This is a genomic window from Halovalidus salilacus, assembly GCF_031852275.1.
Lineage (GTDB): Archaea > Halobacteriota > Halobacteria > Halobacteriales > Natrialbaceae > Halovalidus > Halovalidus salilacus.
In genome coordinates this window covers 1,542,428-1,558,587 of sequence record NZ_CP134700.1, presented here as the reverse complement: position 1 = coordinate 1,558,587, position 16,160 = coordinate 1,542,428, and the positions used below count along the sequence as shown (strand labels likewise).

The 16,160-nt window shown below is 68.4% G+C and carries 12 protein-coding genes; 6 read left to right on the top strand and 6 right to left on the bottom strand.

Features of this window, described 5'->3' with window-relative positions:
- Positions 1-44: 44 nt before the first annotated feature.
- From RJT68_RS07710 to thyA, 3 genes are all read right to left on the bottom strand, one after another.
- Positions 45-2,252 carry a thioredoxin domain-containing protein gene (locus RJT68_RS07710; protein ID WP_407039781.1) on the bottom strand — a complete coding sequence of 736 codons (2,208 nt, stop codon included), beginning with the start codon at positions 2,250-2,252 and terminating at the stop codon, positions 45-47.
- A gap of 104 nt (positions 2,253-2,356) precedes the next feature.
- Positions 2,357-2,974, bottom strand: coding sequence for a dihydrofolate reductase (locus RJT68_RS07705; protein WP_407039780.1), 618 nt, complete (start codon positions 2,972-2,974; stop codon positions 2,357-2,359).
- A 2-nt stretch (positions 2,975-2,976) separates the two neighbouring features.
- A complete protein-coding gene (thyA, locus tag RJT68_RS07700) occupies positions 2,977-4,002 on the bottom strand; it encodes a thymidylate synthase (RefSeq protein WP_407039779.1) in 1,026 nt (341 codons plus the stop codon).
- Between the two features lie 124 nt (positions 4,003-4,126).
- On the opposite strand from thyA, the gene RJT68_RS07695 reads away from it, so the two are divergent.
- The gene (locus tag RJT68_RS07695) at positions 4,127-4,897 is read left to right on the top strand and encodes an SDR family NAD(P)-dependent oxidoreductase (RefSeq protein WP_407039778.1); all 771 of its coding nucleotides are present in this window, start codon (positions 4,127-4,129) and stop codon (positions 4,895-4,897) included.
- Positions 4,898-4,952: 55 nt separating this feature from the next.
- On the opposite strand, the gene RJT68_RS07690 is transcribed toward RJT68_RS07695, so the two are convergent.
- Positions 4,953-6,905 (bottom strand): hypothetical protein, encoded by a 1,953-nt coding sequence (locus RJT68_RS07690; RefSeq protein ID WP_407039777.1) that lies wholly within the window; start codon positions 6,903-6,905, stop codon positions 4,953-4,955.
- A 327-nt stretch (positions 6,906-7,232) separates the two neighbouring features.
- Here RJT68_RS07690 and RJT68_RS07685 point away from each other — a divergent pair, with 327 nt between their 5' ends.
- The 4 genes from RJT68_RS07685 to purD all read left to right on the top strand — a co-directional run bounded on the left by RJT68_RS07685 (position 7,233) and on the right by purD (position 13,616).
- Positions 7,233-9,002, top strand: coding sequence for a ribonuclease H-like domain-containing protein (locus RJT68_RS07685; protein ID WP_407039776.1), 1,770 nt, complete (start codon positions 7,233-7,235; stop codon positions 9,000-9,002).
- Positions 8,999-11,725 (top strand): DEAD/DEAH box helicase, encoded by a 2,727-nt coding sequence (locus tag RJT68_RS07680; RefSeq protein ID WP_407039775.1) that lies wholly within the window; start codon positions 8,999-9,001, stop codon positions 11,723-11,725. Before RJT68_RS07685 ends, RJT68_RS07680 begins: the two co-directional genes overlap by 4 nt.
- Before the next feature lie 91 nt (positions 11,726-11,816).
- On the top strand, positions 11,817-12,248 hold the full coding sequence (locus RJT68_RS07675; RefSeq protein ID WP_407039774.1) for a universal stress protein: 432 nt from the start codon (positions 11,817-11,819) through the stop codon (positions 12,246-12,248).
- A 75-nt stretch (positions 12,249-12,323) separates the two neighbouring features.
- Positions 12,324-13,616, top strand: a complete 1,293-nt coding sequence (gene purD / locus RJT68_RS07670; RefSeq protein ID WP_407039773.1) for a phosphoribosylamine--glycine ligase — start codon at positions 12,324-12,326, stop codon at positions 13,614-13,616.
- Between the two features lie 66 nt (positions 13,617-13,682).
- Here purD and RJT68_RS07665 read toward each other — a convergent pair whose 3' ends face one another.
- Positions 13,683-14,714 carry a PGF-CTERM sorting domain-containing protein gene (locus tag RJT68_RS07665; protein WP_407039772.1) on the bottom strand — a complete coding sequence of 344 codons (1,032 nt, stop codon included), beginning with the start codon at positions 14,712-14,714 and terminating at the stop codon, positions 13,683-13,685.
- A 331-nt stretch (positions 14,715-15,045) separates the two neighbouring features.
- On the opposite strand from RJT68_RS07665, the gene RJT68_RS07660 reads away from it, so the two are divergent.
- Entirely contained in the window at positions 15,046-15,240 is a 195-nt protein-coding gene (locus tag RJT68_RS07660; RefSeq protein WP_407039771.1) for a hypothetical protein, read from the top strand.
- Positions 15,241-15,327: 87 nt separating this feature from the next.
- Here RJT68_RS07660 and RJT68_RS07655 read toward each other — a convergent pair whose 3' ends face one another.
- On the bottom strand, positions 15,328-16,122 hold the full coding sequence (locus RJT68_RS07655) for a VOC family protein (protein ID WP_407039770.1): 795 nt from the start codon (positions 16,120-16,122) through the stop codon (positions 15,328-15,330).
- Positions 16,123-16,160 lie beyond the last annotated feature (38 nt).

The following is a 16,160-nucleotide window of genomic DNA, read 5'->3' as shown; positions in this document are numbered from 1 at the left end:
TTGACGGCAGAGGGAACCCGTGACGGGCGCCGGATCCGGACGCGTCAGAACGGACTCTCGGTCGCTTCGTCCTCGTCGTCGCCGACGTCCGTCGTCGCCCACTCGAGCGCCTCGTCGACGTCGTGGGTCGGCGGTGAGCACGTCCGATTCCGGCAGACGTAGAGCGTCGGTACGCCGTCGCGCGCCTCGCGGCCGGCCCAGATCGGCGGCGCCTCCTCTATGCCCAGCGCCTCGAGCCACGGCTCGAGATCAGCCGCCGTCGGCGGCCGAGGTGCGAACAGCCGATCGGGGAGGTACGCCTCGCCGAATCGGCCGCGCCACTCGGCGGGCATTTCGCCCCCGTCGGCCGCAACCGTCACTTCGAGCGCGCCGGACGCGAGACGGTCGGCGGCGAGACAGAGCGTCGCGTGCTCGAGGGGGTTGCTCTCGAGGTTGTTCGCGTGGGTCTCGAGGACGGTTCGGGCGATCGATTCGAACTCCTCGTCGGCGAACTCGTCGAGCGACAGGAGGGCGTGGACGGCGACCCCGGTCGCGGAGGGGGTCGACTGGTCGCCGAGTTCCTGCGGGCGGGTGACCAGCGACTCGCCGCTCTCGGGCGTGAAGTAGAGCGTTCCCCGCTCCTCGTCCCAGAACTCCGCCTCGATCACGCGTGCGAGGTCGAGGGCGAACGCGAGGTGGTCCACCTCGCCCGTGGCCTGGTAGCAGTCGAGGGCGCCGCGGGCGAGGAACGCGTAGTCCTCGAGGTAGCCGTCGACGGCCACGTCCCCGTCCTTGAATCTGCGGTTGAGCCGTCCCAGTCCGTCCCCGCCGGCCTCGGGATCCCACAGGCGCTCGCGGACGAACGCGATGGCGTCGACGGCCGCCCTCGCGTACCGCCCGCCCGCCTCACCCAGTACGATTGAGGCCTCGGCGAACGCGGAGATCATCAGCCCGTTCCAGCCCGCGAGCACCTTCTCGTCCCGGTTCGGCCGCGGTCGCTCCTCCCGGGACTCGAACAGCCGTTCGCGGGCGTCGGTGAGCCGTTCCTCGACGGTCGCCTCCTCGAGGTCGAACCGCTCGGCGAGGTTCGGAATCGAGGTCTCGACGTTCAGGACGGTCGCGCCCTCGAAGTTCCCCTCGTCGGTGATCCCGTACCGGGCGCAGAACAGCGCGGCGTCCTCCTCGTCGAGGACGGCGCTCACCTCCTCGGGTATCCAGACGTAGAACTCGCCTTCCTCGCGCTCGCCGGTCTTCGTCTCGCTCTGCGCGTCGAGCGTGCTGAAGAAGCCTCCCTCTTCGTGGGTCAGTTCGCGGGAGACGAACGCGAGCGTCTCGCGGACGACCTCGGCGTACCGCTGGTCGCCCGTCAGTCGGTAGCCGGCGAGGAACGCCCGCGGAATCTCCGCGTTGTCGTAGAGCATCTTCTCGAAGTGGGGGACCGTCCAGTCCCGGTCGACGCAGTAGCGGTGGAAGCCGCCGCCGACGTGGTCGTAGAGGCCGCCGTTCGCCATGGCGTCGAGCGTCTCGACGAGCACGTCCACGAACTGCTCCTGTCCCGTTCGGTCGTACATCCGCGCGAGGACGTGGAGGCGACCGGTCTGGGGGAACTTCGGCCCGCTCGAACCGAAGCCGCCGTACTCGCGGTCGGCGCTCCGACCGGCCGCGCGGGCCGCTTCGGCGAGCAGTTCGCTCGAGGGCGGTTCGCCGCCGCCCACCGCTGCCCGGTCGGGAGTCTCCTCGAGTTGCCGCTTCGCGGCTCGGGTCCACTTCTCGGACCGATCCTCCATCTCCGCGCGGTCCTCGTCGCTCTCCCAGGAGTCGCTGATCCGCTCGCAGAGGTCGAGAAAGCCCGGCTGGCCCTGTCGTCCCTCCCTGGGGAAGTACGTCCCGACGAAGAACGGGTCGCCGTCGGGCGTGAGCCACGCCGACAGCGGCCAGCCGCCTCGACCGGTGACGAGCTGGCAGACGGTCATGTAGACGCTGTCCACGTCCGGGCGCTCCTCGCGATCGACCTTGATGGGAACGAAGTTCTCGTTCAGCACCTCGGCGACCGCCTCGTCGGCGAAGCTCTCCTCCTCCATGACGTGACACCAGTGGCACGCCGAGTAGCCGATCGAGAGGAAGATGGGGACGTCGCGTTCCCTCGCGGCCTCGAGGGCCGCCTCGTCCCACGGCTGCCAGTTGACGGGGTTGTCCGCGTGCTGGCGCAGGTACGGGCTCTCCTCCTCGTCGAGCCGGTTGCGCCGGGTGGGGTCGGCGTCGGATGCGGTCATACTCGCCCCTAGGGTCGGCTCGGGGAAAAGACACGTGCACGCGGATCGGCGACCTCCGAGAGGACGCATTCACCTCGGCCGACGCGTTCTGAGGGCGAACCCGCTCAGGTTCGACGAACGTACTCGAGGAACGCGAAGCCGTCGCGTTCGTCCCTCGAGACCTCCGTCCACTCGTCGCGATCCCACTCCGGAAAGCGCGTATCGCCCTCGGGTTCGTCGCGGATCTCCGTGACGACGAGTCGGTCCAGCGCCGGGAGGAACTGCTCGTAGACGGTCGCGCCGCCGGCTACGAAGATCCGATCGGCTCCGCCGTGGCGCTCGTCCGCGGCCCGTTCTGCCGCCTCGAGCGCCTCCTCGAGGCCGTTCGCGGCGCGGACGCGCTCGGCACCCGATTCCGGCGGCTCGAGGTCCCGACTCGTCAGAACCACGGTCGTCCGGCCCGGGAGCGGTTCGCCGAGGGTCTCGAGGATCCCCTCGTACGTGACCCGACCCATGATCACCGGGTGGTCCGTCGTCGTCTCCTTGAAGTGCGCCAGGTCCTCCGGGAGGTGCCAGGGCATCTCGCCGTCTCGCCCGATGACGCCGTTCTCGGCTACCGCCACGATGGCGACGAGTTCGCGGTCGGTCTCGAGGTCGGCGGCGGACTCGGCTTCGAGGTCGGCCGCGGATCCCGCCCCGGCCGCGGCGTCGGCGTCCGACTCGGAGTCGGCGTCGGTCGGCATCCTCACTCGGCCACCGCGAACTCGATTCCCTCGTGGGACTCGTACCCCTGGAGTTCGACGTCCTCGAACGAGAGTTCGTCGATCGAGACGTCCGCGACGGAGAGCGTCGGGCGCTCGAGGGGTTCGCGCGAGAGTTGCTCGAGGAGGCCGGGGACGTGATCGAGGCGTTCTTCGCCCTCGGCTTCGGCGGGGGCCTCGGACTCGAGCCAGGCCTTCACGTCGCGGTAAGCCTCCCGGTCCTCCTCGGGGTCGACCTCTGCGAGGCGGGTCTGCAGGGACTCGAGGTTCTCCGCGTACCACGCGCCGCGCTCGCCCGTTCCGCAGTAGACGTGGGCGTCGACGACGGTGTGGGCGAACGTGCCGGGTTCGAATCCGGTTTGCCGGGCGACGACCTCGGTCAGGAGCGCGTAGGCGGCGATGTTGAACGGGACGCCGAGTGCGACGTCGCCCGAGCGCTGGGTGAGGTGGCAGTTCAGTCGGTCGCCCTGGACGTTGAAGACGAAGGTGTAGTGACAGGGCGGGAGCGTCGAGACGGCCGCGTTCGCCGGGTGCCAGGCGTTGACCACGAGACGTCGGGAGTTCGGCGAATCGGAGAGGGTGTCGATAACGTACTGCAACTGATCGAACGTCTTCCGGCCGTCGTCCTCCTCGGTGACCCAGCGGTGGGCCCCGTCGGGCCAGGACTCGCCCTCGAGTCGGGCTCCCTCGTCGGGAACCGGGTACCGTCGCCAGAAGCGGCCGTAGGCGGTGTCGAGCCGTCCCTCCTCGTCGGACCAGGCGTCCCAGATCTTGGTCTCCTCGCGCAGGGTTCGGATGTGCTCCTCCCCGGAGAGGTACCAGCAGACCTCGTGGAGCATCGAGTTCCAGCGGTAGCCGTCCATCTTCTTGGTCGTCAGCAGCGGGTACCCCTTCGACAGGTCGATCGCGTAGTGCTGACTGAACGACGAGACGGTGTCGACGCCGGTCCGGTTCGGCTTGTAGGTCCCGCTCGAGAGGACCGCGTCGACGAGGTCCAGATACTGTCGCATTGGTCGAACGGTAGCGACCGGACGACCATAATAACGCACTATCCGGAACCTGTCACGACGGGCACCGGACCGAGGGCCGAACCGGACGAAGCGACTTTACCGACGCCGTCGTAATTCGTGAGTCATGCTATCGGATTGCACTGCATTCGTGACGGGCGCCAGTCGGGGAATCGGACGGGAGATCGCGATCGCGTTCGCCGAGGAGGGCGCGAACGTCGCGCTCGCCGCCCGTGGCGAGGGGATCTACGAAACCGCCGACCTGATCGACGCGCCCGAGCGGACGCTCGCGGTCGAGACGGACGTCACCGATTCCGACTCCGTGACCGACGCGATCGAGGAAACGGTCGAGACCTTCGGCGAACTCACCTGCCTCGTCAACAACGCCGGGATCGCGGGGCCGACGGCGCCCGTCGAGGGGATCGAGGAGGACGAGTGGCTCGAGACGCTCGACGTGAACGTCGTCGGCATCGCCCGCGCGGTGAAGGCGGCCGCGCCCCACCTCCGGGAGGCGGAGCGGGGGAGCATCGTCAACCTCTCCTCGATCGGCGGCAAGCGGCCGTACCCGAACCGGGGGCCGTACGCCGCCTCGAAGATGGGCGTGATCGGGCTGACGCGCACGCTCGCCTACGAGTTCGGCGACGACGGCGTGACGGCCAACGCGATCTGTCCGGGTCCGGTCGCCGGCGAGCGCATCGAACGGGTGTTCGAACGTCAGGCCGAGGAGCGAGGTGTTGAGCCAGAGGTGGTGAAGGATGAGGTGCGCTCGAGCCTCGCGATACGGGAGCTGATCGAACCGGAGGAGATCGCCGCCCTCGCCGTCCACCTCGCGGGTCCGGAAGGTCGGCACACAACGGGCCAGGACATCAACGTCTCGTCCGGCGGCGCCTGGTACTGAGCGGCGGGTCGGCGCGCCGTCCCGATACGGCGAGCCGTCGATCCCAGCTTCGGTCTCAGTCCTCGGCTTCCTCGAATCCCTCGAGCGGGCGCTGGCCTTCCTCCCTCGTGATATCCGAGGGGTCGAACCGCCCGGACCCGGAGTCGTCTCGGAGGTGGTCGCGAATCTCCTCGAGGACCTCCGTCTGGCGGTCGAGACGGTCCTCCAGTTCTCGGACGCGGTCGTCTCGACCGGTCGACTCTCCAACCCGAGGTCCCCGCCTCTTGGCCGTCCGATCACGCCCTCCCGACGCGCCGACGCCGCCCATCCGTGCGAGTCCGTCGAAGTAGCGCTCTGTTGCCGTCCGCATCGTCTCGAGCGAGCGCAGCGTCAGCGTTTGTTGGGCGGCGAGGGTGCGTTCGAACGCCCGCTGTCCCTCCGTGATCGCGGTTCGCTGGACGTCGAACATCGCGGCGATCGGCGTTCTCGAGGAGTCTCCCGCACGTCGATCGGATTGCTCCGAACGCCGTTCGGGTCCCGAGCCGACCTCGGTCTCCGAGCCAGAGACGATCCGGCCGACGATGTCCTGTGGCCCCTGGCTTCCCTCCGACTCGGCCGGCTTTCGCGTGCCGGCGACGGAGTCTGGACCGATCGTGATCGGAATCTCGGTCTCCGCCTCCGACTCGCTCGTCGCATTCGATGGGCGTTCGGCCTCCGGCCGGGAGGAACGCTCCTCGAGCGATTCGACGTCGGTTCCCCGATCGAGTTCGTCGACGAGGTCCATCTCCTCGGTCTCCGGTTTACTGTCCGCAATCCCGGGGCCAGGTCCGGTCGCATCGTCGCCGGACTCTGCGTCCGCCCCGGCGACTTCCTCGAGCGTCTCCGCGTCCGGTCCGAGGCCCAGTTCGTCGGCGGGGTATTCATCGTCCCCGACATCTTCGACCGGGTGGGCGCCGCGCGATCCGTCCGGCCCCTCGATCGCATCCAGTTCCTCCAGTTCCTCGAGGGACCGCACGTCGACGTCCTCGAGGTCGTAGCGGTCGGCCTCCTCGCGCTCGTCGCTCGGCCGATCGCCTTCGAGCTCGTCGAGCTCGGCGTCGTCCACCGAATCGGCGCCGATGCCGTGCTCCTGTTCTTCGAGCAAGTCCATCTCCCGCGGTTCGACCGCCTCGTCGTCGACCGGAATCCCGCCGGATTGCTCCCGCCCATCGCCCACCTCATGGTGGGCAGTGGCGTCGGAGTCGGAGTCCCTCTCGTCCGTGATTTCGGCCCCGCTCTCCTCGGTCGGATCGACATCGTCCCCGTAGTTCATCTCCTCGACCACGTTCACGTCCACGTCGGAGACGCCCTCGGCGCCGCCGGGGGAATTCGACTCGTCGTCGGAACGCTGATCCGTTCCGTGGTGAGCGTTGGCCTCGTCGGGGCTCGAGTCGTCGGCGTCGAACTCGCTCGAGGAGTCCGCGTCGGCGGCCCGTTCGATCGTCTCCCCCTCGCCCGTGTCGAGTTCCCCGGACGGGTCGGCCATCTGGCCGGGGTGGAGGTCCTCGGCGTCGGTCGACTCGTCCGAATCGAAATCCGCCGCCGGTTTTTCGTCGGCGTCGGCGTTGGCGACCGGATCGCTCCCCGTCCGCTCGTCGCGATTGGCGGCGTCGTCGAACTCCGTCTCTCGAGTGGGTTCGAGTTCGGCGGTCGAGTCGGTCTGTTTCCCGTCCGTCTCGCGGTCGGCGCTTCGATCGGTTCCGGCCGTTTCGGATTGGCCGTCGACCGCAATACCCTCCGTTTCCTCGTACGGGCCGCCCTCGAGGCGGATGACGGTGCTCGTGATCTCGCTGACCGAATCCTCGTGGACGACCACGGTGTCGTGGTGTGCCCGGTCCCAGCCCAGGACGGCCCGGAGCGAGTCCATCACGCCGGAGTTCGGCTCGACGTGGGCCGTGTCGGACTCGACCTCGGTAACGACGCCGATCACGTCGCCGGTCGCGTTCTCGACGGGTTTGTCGACGTCGTCTCGAGTGAACGTTGGGTTCATGTTCGCGACTCCGGCCCACCGGGAGAAGCCGGTGGTGCCTGCACCCGCTTGGATAGGGACGCCTCCGTCCTCCGAATCGGTCGTCCCTCGCCATCCTGCAGGTATTACCGGATACGCACCGCAGCCACGCCGATACTGGGGCAGGCGAGGGCGCAAGAGAGCTACCTCAGAATCGACTCCAACCCGGGTGGTATCCCGTCGAAAAGGTCAGCGCCGCGAACCCGACGGCGAACCGCCGGCTCAGGTCGATCGAGGTACCTCTCCGTCGCGTTCACTTTCGCCCTGCCCTCCAAACGCCTTTGTCGGTGCCGCGCATCTCGGCGACCGATGAGCGAACGCGCCGGTCGCGCTCGAGTCCTCGCCCTCCCGCCGTCGGCGATCGTCGACCACCCGGTGGCGACGCTCCGCGACGTCGAGGCGACCGTCGACCCCGACGGCGTCTGGGTGCTCGGCCCCTCCCGCGAGCCGCGAGCCTACGCCAGGGCTCGACAGCTGTTCGACGCGCCGGTCTTCCACCCGCCGCTCGAGAGGGGACTGGACGACGACCCCTTCCGAAGATACGACCTCGAGGGTCACGACGTGTTCGTGAGCTCGGGGGCGATCGCGCTCGAGGCGGACTCCGACGCGGTCTCGAGCGCGATCCGTGACGCCGACCCCGAATCGCCGACCATCGTTTGCGAGGACGTCGCGACGAGCGTCCGGCCGACCGTCCTCGAGACGACGCTCGAGGGCGCCGCCGCGCTGGCGACGGCGCTGCCGGCCGATCGGCGGGCGACGGTCCTCACGGGGAGGCTGCCGGCGGGATACGACGAGCGGTGGTACCTCGAGGCGGACACCGGGGCCGTGCTCGACGTCGAGCACGATCCGGTCGTCGCGAACGAGTTGGAATCGACCGACGAAACGGGATCGACCGACGAAACGGGATCGACCGACGAAACGGGATCGGACGAAGAAGCTGAATCGGACGACGAAGCCGAATCGGGCGGCGGAAATCGAGTCGCCGTCCGCGTTCAGGGTGCCGGACCCGTCGAACGCTACGGCAACGCCGAGTCGATCGTCGCGCTCGACCTGGGTTCCGCCGGCGTCGAGCGAACTGAGACGCACGATCCGGGCTCGTTCGGTCTGGAGGCCGTCACCGGAATCGGGCCGAAGACGGCCCGCCGACTGGGCGAACGCGGCGTTTCGACGCGGGAGGACCTCCTCGAGACGCCGCCGTCGAGGTTGACCGACGTCCCGGGAATCGGACGCGAACGCGCGCGGAAGATGGGTGTTCACGCGGAGGTCCTCGAGACGGGCGAGCCCCGCCGACTCACCGACGATCCGCTTCCTGGGGAGAACTGGCCGCGTCCGCCGCTGTGTCTCGACGTCGAGACGGACGGGCTCTCGCCGACGATCATCTGGCAGGTCGGCGTCTACGATTCCGAGAGCGACTCCTACCGCGCCTTCGTCGAGAAGGAGGACCCGTCCGATCCGGGCTCGGTGCTCGAGGCCTTCTGCGACTGGCTGCTGGGGATCCACCCAGACCGGGCGCTGCTCACGTGGAACGGCTGGGGGTTCGACTACCGCCACCTCGGTGCGTTCGTCAACCGCCACGTCCCCTTCTACGCCGAGGAGTGGGAGTCGATCCCTAAGCTCGATCTCTACCTCTGGGCCGTCAGCGACGGGAACGCGCTCCTCCCGGGACGGACGAACAAACTCGAGGACGTCGCGAGCGCGCTCGGCTACGAGGACGCAGACACCGGCCTCGACGGTGCGCGGACGGCCGCGGCCTACCAGCGGTTCGTGCGTACGGGCGTGAAACTCGACTGGGGACGCCACGAGGCCTACTGCGAGGACGACTGCCGGGCGCTCTGGCACGTGTACGAACGCCTTCGCGGGGCGCCGCGCGCGTCCGGGTCGGTGCAGCTACCGAGTGCGACGTCCTCGCAGTCCGACTCTCCCGACGCGAAATCCCGTTCGACGTCGCGATCGGACTCGGATTCGGCTACTCGAAGCGCGGCGGACGCGGGGGACTCGAGTCGATCGGACGCGTCGGACCGGACGAGAACGGCCGATCCGACGGGAAGCGAGCAGGCCGGCCTGGGTGATTTCGAATGACTCGGGAGCGTCGGGACGACCCGAACGACGCGGTGGGCGTCGAGGCGGTGAGCGACGAAGACGGGGCGATCCCCGTCACGGGCGAGGAACTGCTCGACTCGTTCCCCGGCTACCGCGACCCGGAGGACGTGGCCGTCCTCGAGCTTCCCGGACGGTCGGCCTCCACGGTGCCGAACGAGGCCGTTCTGCGGCCGGAACTCGCCGGCCCGCTCGAGCACGACCTCTACTCTCACCAGGCCGACGCGCTCTGCGCGCTCGCGCGGGACGAGAACGTCTGCGTCGCCACGAGCACGTCGTCGGGGAAGACCCGGATATACGCGCTCCAGATCGCCAGGAACGTTCTCGAGGCCCGGGAGCGGGGTGAGGAGTCGACGGCGTACGTCCTCTACCCGACGAAGGCGCTCTCCAGGGATCAGGAGCGGGAGTTGAACGACTTCTTCGACGACCTCGGACTCGAGGTCTCGGTGCGGGTCTACGACGGCGACACGGAGCGCGGCACCGAGCGGCGGAAGATTCGGGAGGAAGCGGACGTGATCATCTCGAACTTCGCGGGGGTGAACACCTACCTGCACGACCACGACCGCTGGGCGCGATTCCTCTCGGCGTGCGACCTCGTCGTGATCGACGAGTCCCACACGTACACGGGCGTCCACGGGATGCACGTCGCGTGGATCCTCCGCCGGCTGAAGCGCGTGCTCGCCTACTACGGCGCGGATCCGCAGTTCGTGCTCACGAGCGCGACGATCGGAAATCCGGGCGAACACTCCGAGGCGCTGATCGACGAGTCCATCGCCGTCGTCGACGAGGACGGCTCGCCGCAGGGGCCCCGGGATCTCGTGCTCTGGAATCCGCCGCCCCGGGCGCGCGAGGATTCGGACCACCCCGACCTCGAGACCGATTCGGACGGCTCCGACGGGTCGGAAGCGGCGTCGGAACAGGCCGTCGTCGAGCGCGTTCCGGCCACGGTCGAGGCCCCGAGGCTCCTCTCGCACCTCGCTTACCACGACGCACAGACGCTCCTGTTTACGCCCTCGAGGAAGCTCGCCGAACTCTCGGTCAAACGCGCCTCCAGACACCGCCAGGATCGCCGGCGGTACTACGCGAACCCCGACCGTGCGAGCGCGATCGAGCCGTACCACGCGGGTCACTCGCGGAAGAAGCGCCACGGCACCGAACACCGGCTGAAAAACGGCCTGCTCGACGGCGTGGCGTCGACGAACGCCCTCGAGCTGGGGATCAACGTCGGCGAGATGGACGCCACGGTCCAGCTGGGCTACCCTGGCCAGCGCCAGTCGTTCTGGCAGCAGATCGGTCGGGCCGGACGGGGGACGAGGCGCGCCCTCTCTGTGCTCGTCGCCGAACACCGGACGCTCGACCAGTACGTGGTGAACGACCCGGACTACCTGCTCGAGAACGACGTCGAGGACGCGGTCGTCGACACCAGCAACGACGCCGTTTTCGCCCAGCACGTCCGCTGTGCGGCCGACGAACTCGCCCTCGACGAGTCCGACTGCGGGACGTTCGCCGAGCGCGAGCGCCTCGAGCGGGCGATCGAGATGTGGCGCCGCGCCGGCCAGTTGACGGGCCACCTCGAGACGGGCGTCTCCTACGCCGGCCCGCCGCGGCCCCAGTCCTCGATCTCGCTGTACGCCACCGCGGGCGAGGAGTACGAGGTCGTCCTCGAGGACGGATTCGACGACGGCTACGATCCTGAGATGCAGCCGCTCGCCCGGGAACGCGTCCTCCGGGACTTCCACGAGGGCGCCGTCAGGTTGCACGAGGGCCAGCAGTACGAGGTGACGGCGGTCGACCACGACTCGCCCCGGCCCACGGTGACGGTACGGCCGACGGACGTCGACTACTACACGACCACCCGGACGGACGTGACGGTGCTCGACGCCGTCTCGGAGGAGTCGCGCGAGATCGGCGACTTCACGCTCCACTTCGGCCGCGGGCGGGTGCTGGTCTACCACGGCACCTACGACGAGGTCGAGGTTCACGGGGGCAAACGGAAAGCGCAGGCGATTCCGACCGACAATCCGCCGCTGTCGATGGACACCCAGCTGTGCTGGCTCGAGGTGCCCGACTACGTCGAGACGGCGCTCGTCGAGAAGTACCGCGACTTCTCGATCCCCGACCTGGATTCGGGACTGGCCGAGACGGCTCACCTCGGCTACGCGGGCGGCCTCCACGCCGCCGAGCACGCCACCATCGGCGTCGCCCCGCTCGAGTTGATGGTCGACAAGCGCGACCTCGGCGGGCTGGCGACGCTGACGATCGACTCCCACCTCGAGCGGGCGGTCGCTTCCGAGGAGGACGAGGCGGCGCGAAATTCGGGTCGGACGCCCGAGAACGTGGCCGCCGCCGAGGCGACCGTCCGCGCCATCGCGAACGACCTCGAGCGCGAGCCGAAGAGCGGCTGGTTCATCTACGACGGCGTCGAGGGCGGGCTTGGCTTCGCCCGGGCGATCTACGAGAACTTCGAAGCGGTAGCAAAGCGCGCCCGGGATCACGTCGCGGGCTGCGACTGCGGTCTCGTCGGCGGCTGCCCGGCCTGCGTGATGGACGAGCAGTGCGGCAACGACAACCAGCCGCTCCACCGCCACGCGGCCGTCGACGTCCTCGATCAGTTACTCGGGAACGCCGGGCTGGAGGCGCTCGAGGCGCACCTGCCCGAGGACGAGCACGGCGGCGAGCGGCGACCCCCGCTGTTCTACGCCTGACGGGCTCGAGGCGGTTCCGTTCGCCCCGCGCCACCAAACCGCGCGCTGTAGCAACGACCATTCTTTTGTGCGTCCCCTCGAAACGTGAGTCATGGCCGAACACGTCCTCGTCCTCTACGACGATTCGGCGTCGGGCCGCGAGGCGCTCGAGTACGCGCTCTCGGCGTTCACCGACGGCAGGATCACTGTCCTCCGCGTGTTCGAACCGGTGGAGCGACACCGCGACGCCGATCGGATCGCGCTCCGCGACGAGCGCGGTGGGGCGAGGAGCGAATCCGCCGAACGCGAATCGGATTCGACGCTTCTCCAGGCCCGAAAGCGCGCGCTCGAGCAGGACCGTCGCCTCTTCACGGCTCGCGAGGCGGGCGATCCGCCGCGCGTCGTCGATCGGTACGTCGACGAACACGACGTCGATCGCGTGATCGTCGGCGACGACGCCGCCACCGGCGTGAGTCGACTGTTCGAGTCGCACGTCGTGGAAGCCGTCGCCCGCCGATTATCCGTCCCGGTGACGGTCGTCTGAGCTATCCACGTCCGTGGGTAGATTCGGCTCGAGAAAAGAGCAAGGCTTACAGGTTCGTGCGTTCCGCTAGCGACCATGCGAGAGAACGTGCTGCTTATCGGCGGCGGCGGTCGCGAACACGCCATCGCCCGCGCGCTCGAGGGCAGCGAGGCCGACATCTACGCCTGTGCGGGCAACCGAAATCCGGGCATCGCCCGAATCGCGAGCGACTTCGAGACGCTCGAGACGACCGACCCCGACGCGGTCGTCGCCTACGCGGAGGAGGTCGAGGCGACCATCGCCGTCGTCGGGCCAGAGGCGCCGCTCGCCGCCGGCGTCGCGGACGCCCTCGAGGAAGTGGGCGTCTACGCGTTCGGCCCGAAGCAGGCCGACGCCCGCATCGAGACGGACAAGGCGTTCCAGCGGCGGTTCATGGCGGAAAACGACATCCCGGGCTGTCCGGACTTCGAGACGTTCGACGACCCGGAGGCCGCCTGCGAGTACATCGACGAGTACGACGGCGACCTGGCGATCAAGCCCGCCGGCCTCACCGGCGGCAAGGGCGTGAAGGTCGTCGGCGATCAGGTCACCGCGGAGGAGGGCAAGGAGTACATCCGCGACTCGGACTACGACCGTATCGTGCTCGAGGAGCGCCTGATCGGCGAGGAGTTCACAGTCCAGGCGTTCGTCGCGAACGGCGGCTTCGAGACCGCGCCCGCCGTCCAGGACCACAAGCGCGCCTACGAGGGCGACGAGGGGCCGAACACCGGCGGCATGGGCAGTTACACCGACGCGACGCGCGAACTGCCCTTCATGACCGCCGAGGACTACGAGGAGGCGGTCTCGATCATCGAGGCGACCGTCGACGCCCTCGACGACTACACGGGCATCCTCTACGGCCAGTTCATGCTCACGGCCGACGGTCCGAAGGTCGTCGAGTTCAACGCCCGCTTCGGCGACCCCGAGGCGATGAACACCCTCCCGGTCCTCGAGACGGACTTCCTCGACGTCCTCGTCGCCGCTCGCAACGGCGAGACGCCGCCGGAACTCGAGTTCGCCGAGCGGGCGACGGTCTGTAAGTACGCCGTCCCCGAGGGGTACCCGACCGACCCCGAGGCGGGGGCGAAGGTGCAAATCGACGAAGAGGGTGCGGGTGACGCCCTGCTCTACTACGCCAGCGTCGACGAGCGCGACGACGGCATTTACACGACTACCTCCCGGTCGTTCGCCGTCGTCGGCGTCGCCGACTCGATCACCGAGGCGGAGGAAATCGCCGAGGACGCCCTCGCGGTCGCCGGCGAGGAGGGACTGCACGTGCGCCACGACATCGGGAAACCCGACCTCGTTCAGCGGCGGATCGACCACGTCGAGAACCTTCGAGGGAACTGACCGCGGCGGCCGACGGTCCTCCCGACTCCGTAATTCGGGCCTCGAGCCCGGTTCGTTCGGGGTGTGTCACCGCCGCCCGCGCATCCTCGCCACGACTACGGTCGCGACGAGCGCGACGAGTGCGGAGGAGACGCCGAATCCGGGCATCTCGTCGAGCGCGTTCTCGGCTCCGCCGTCGCCTCCGTCGGACTCGCCGTCCGTTCCATCGTTCTCGTCGGTGGCGTTCGACGAGTTACTCGAATCGGTCGATTCGTTCCCGCTCGAACCGTTCTCGCTCTCGCTCTCGTTCTCGTCCTCGGAGCCGTCTTCGTACGCGTCTTCGGGCGGATCCAGCTGGAGCACGACGACGGCCTGGCCGTGAGACCCGTCGGGTTCGTAGGTCCACCCGCCGCCGGCTTCCTCGTAGGAGACGGCGTCTTCGATCGGATCGACGTCGGTGTCCCACGCCTCGTTCGCCTGCTGGATGTAGCCGACGACCTCGATCCGGTCGGCGTACTCGCCGCTAACCTCTGCCTCGCCGTACTCGATCGTCGCGTTTTCGTCCGGGCCGTGGAACTCGATGCAGTGTGAGTCCATGATGCCGTCGCCCTGCGGCAGATCCTCGTCGGTTCCGAACTGATCCGAATCGAGCGGCCACTCGTAGTGCTCGGTCAGGGGGTACTCCACGGTCATCGGATCGGCTCCCGAGTGCCACTCGATCGTGTCGCCGGTGGGGATCGTCACCGTCGTGTTCGGGACGCTCTCGCCGACGATCGGCTCACCCTCCTCGTTCAGGAGCGTCGTGCAGATCTTTCCCGATCCGTCCCCGAGGTAGGGGTCGCGGTACTCGTCGCGCGGATTATCGTAGCTGATCCACTCGCCGTCCGGATCGGACGCCTCGTAGTATTCGTCCCCCTTTTCGGGCGCGGGTTGGTCGTAGGCCTCTTCGATCGGCGGTTCTTCCGCTTCGTCGTCTCCAGTCTCGTTCTCCTGTGCGCCGGTCGATCCCGCGCTCGGTTCCGCGGCCGCGACCGCTGTCGGCGCGACGAGCGCGCCAACCACCACGAGGCCGAGGAGGAGACCCACCAACGTCCGTTCGACGTACGGTTTTCCTCTCATGATTTCGGAGATCCCGTGACTCCCTCGGACGACGACGCGGTCGGACGCCCCTCGTTTCACGTTTCGCCCGACGGTCGGTGGAACGATGTCCGGTCCGTCCGACCGACCGTCGAACGCGGCGTTCGGCGTCGCCGCCGAGCGATCACGTTACCGATCGTGACCCTCTTTGGTACGTTATATATGTGCGGCGTACTGGCCCCCAATCGCGAGTTTCGCGCCCGTAGGCGCCGCCTATCGGACGAGGGCTCGAAACGAACGTCAGTAGACCCTGACTACCAGGCTTCAATTAGAAACGTTCATTCTGATCGTTCCCTTACTGACGGTAACCGAGATGGCCAATCGCGACGACGTAACGAGGGTTCTCGCAGGGTGTACCGAATGCGGTTCCGTGTACACCGCCCGGGAGTGGCCAAACGGTATCATCAGGGCGATCGGGCGGGACGACTGTCGCTGTGGCGGTACCGAGTTCGAAGTCGTCGACGGACCGGACGACGACCGATCGCCGTCGGGGGCGGAATCCGAGTGAGCACGGTCACGTAGACCACCTGTCGATCGACCGTGAGGCGGATCGTCGCTCGAGCGGGGAGCGCCTCCCGATCTGGCGCCGTTCGCGTCAGAACGGGAACAGCGAGTCGGCGTCCGGATCGCGCTCCACCAGTTCGATCTCGTGACCGTCCTGATCCGTCGTGAACGCGTACATGTTGTCGCAACTCTCCGGATCGCGGTAGTCCTCGGCCTCCCGCTCCAGCAGTCGCTCCCAGTCCTCTTCGAGGTCGTCGACGCGGACGCAGAGGTGGCCCCACGCGTCGCCCAACTCGTAAGTGCGGCCGTCGTAGTTGTACGTGAGTTCGACGGCCATCCCCTCGGGCGCGGCGTCCTCGGGCTCGACGAAGTAGTTCGCGAACGTGTCGGACTCCCAGCGGCCGACGTGCTGGTACTCGAACTTCCGGGTCCAGAAGCCGAGCGCCTCGTCGGCGTCCTCCACCCTGATCATCGTGTGATCGATGCTCCAGAGGGCACCCTCGTCGGGGTCGCGCTGGACGATCTCGATCTCGTGGCCGTCGGGGTCTTTGACGAACGCGTAGCGGCCGCCACAGGACTCGGGGTCGCGGTAGTCCTCGACGCCCTCGTCCATCAGTTGCTGGTAGTACTCCTCGAGTTCGCCCTCGGGGACGCGGACGGCGATGTGCCCCCAGGCGTCGCCCAGTTCGTAGGTCTCGCCTTCGTTGTAGGTCAACTCGAGCATCGCTGCGTCCTCGTGCATCTCCTCGGGGCCGAGGTAGACGATGGTGAAGCCGTCGCCCTCGTAGCGGTCCTTCTCCTCGTAGTCGAAGTGACTGGTGTACCACTCGAGCGATTCCTCCAGGTCTTCGACGCGCATCATCACGTGGTCGAGGGTGTAGCTCATACACGTGAGACGACACCCGCGGACGGCAAAAGGCTGAT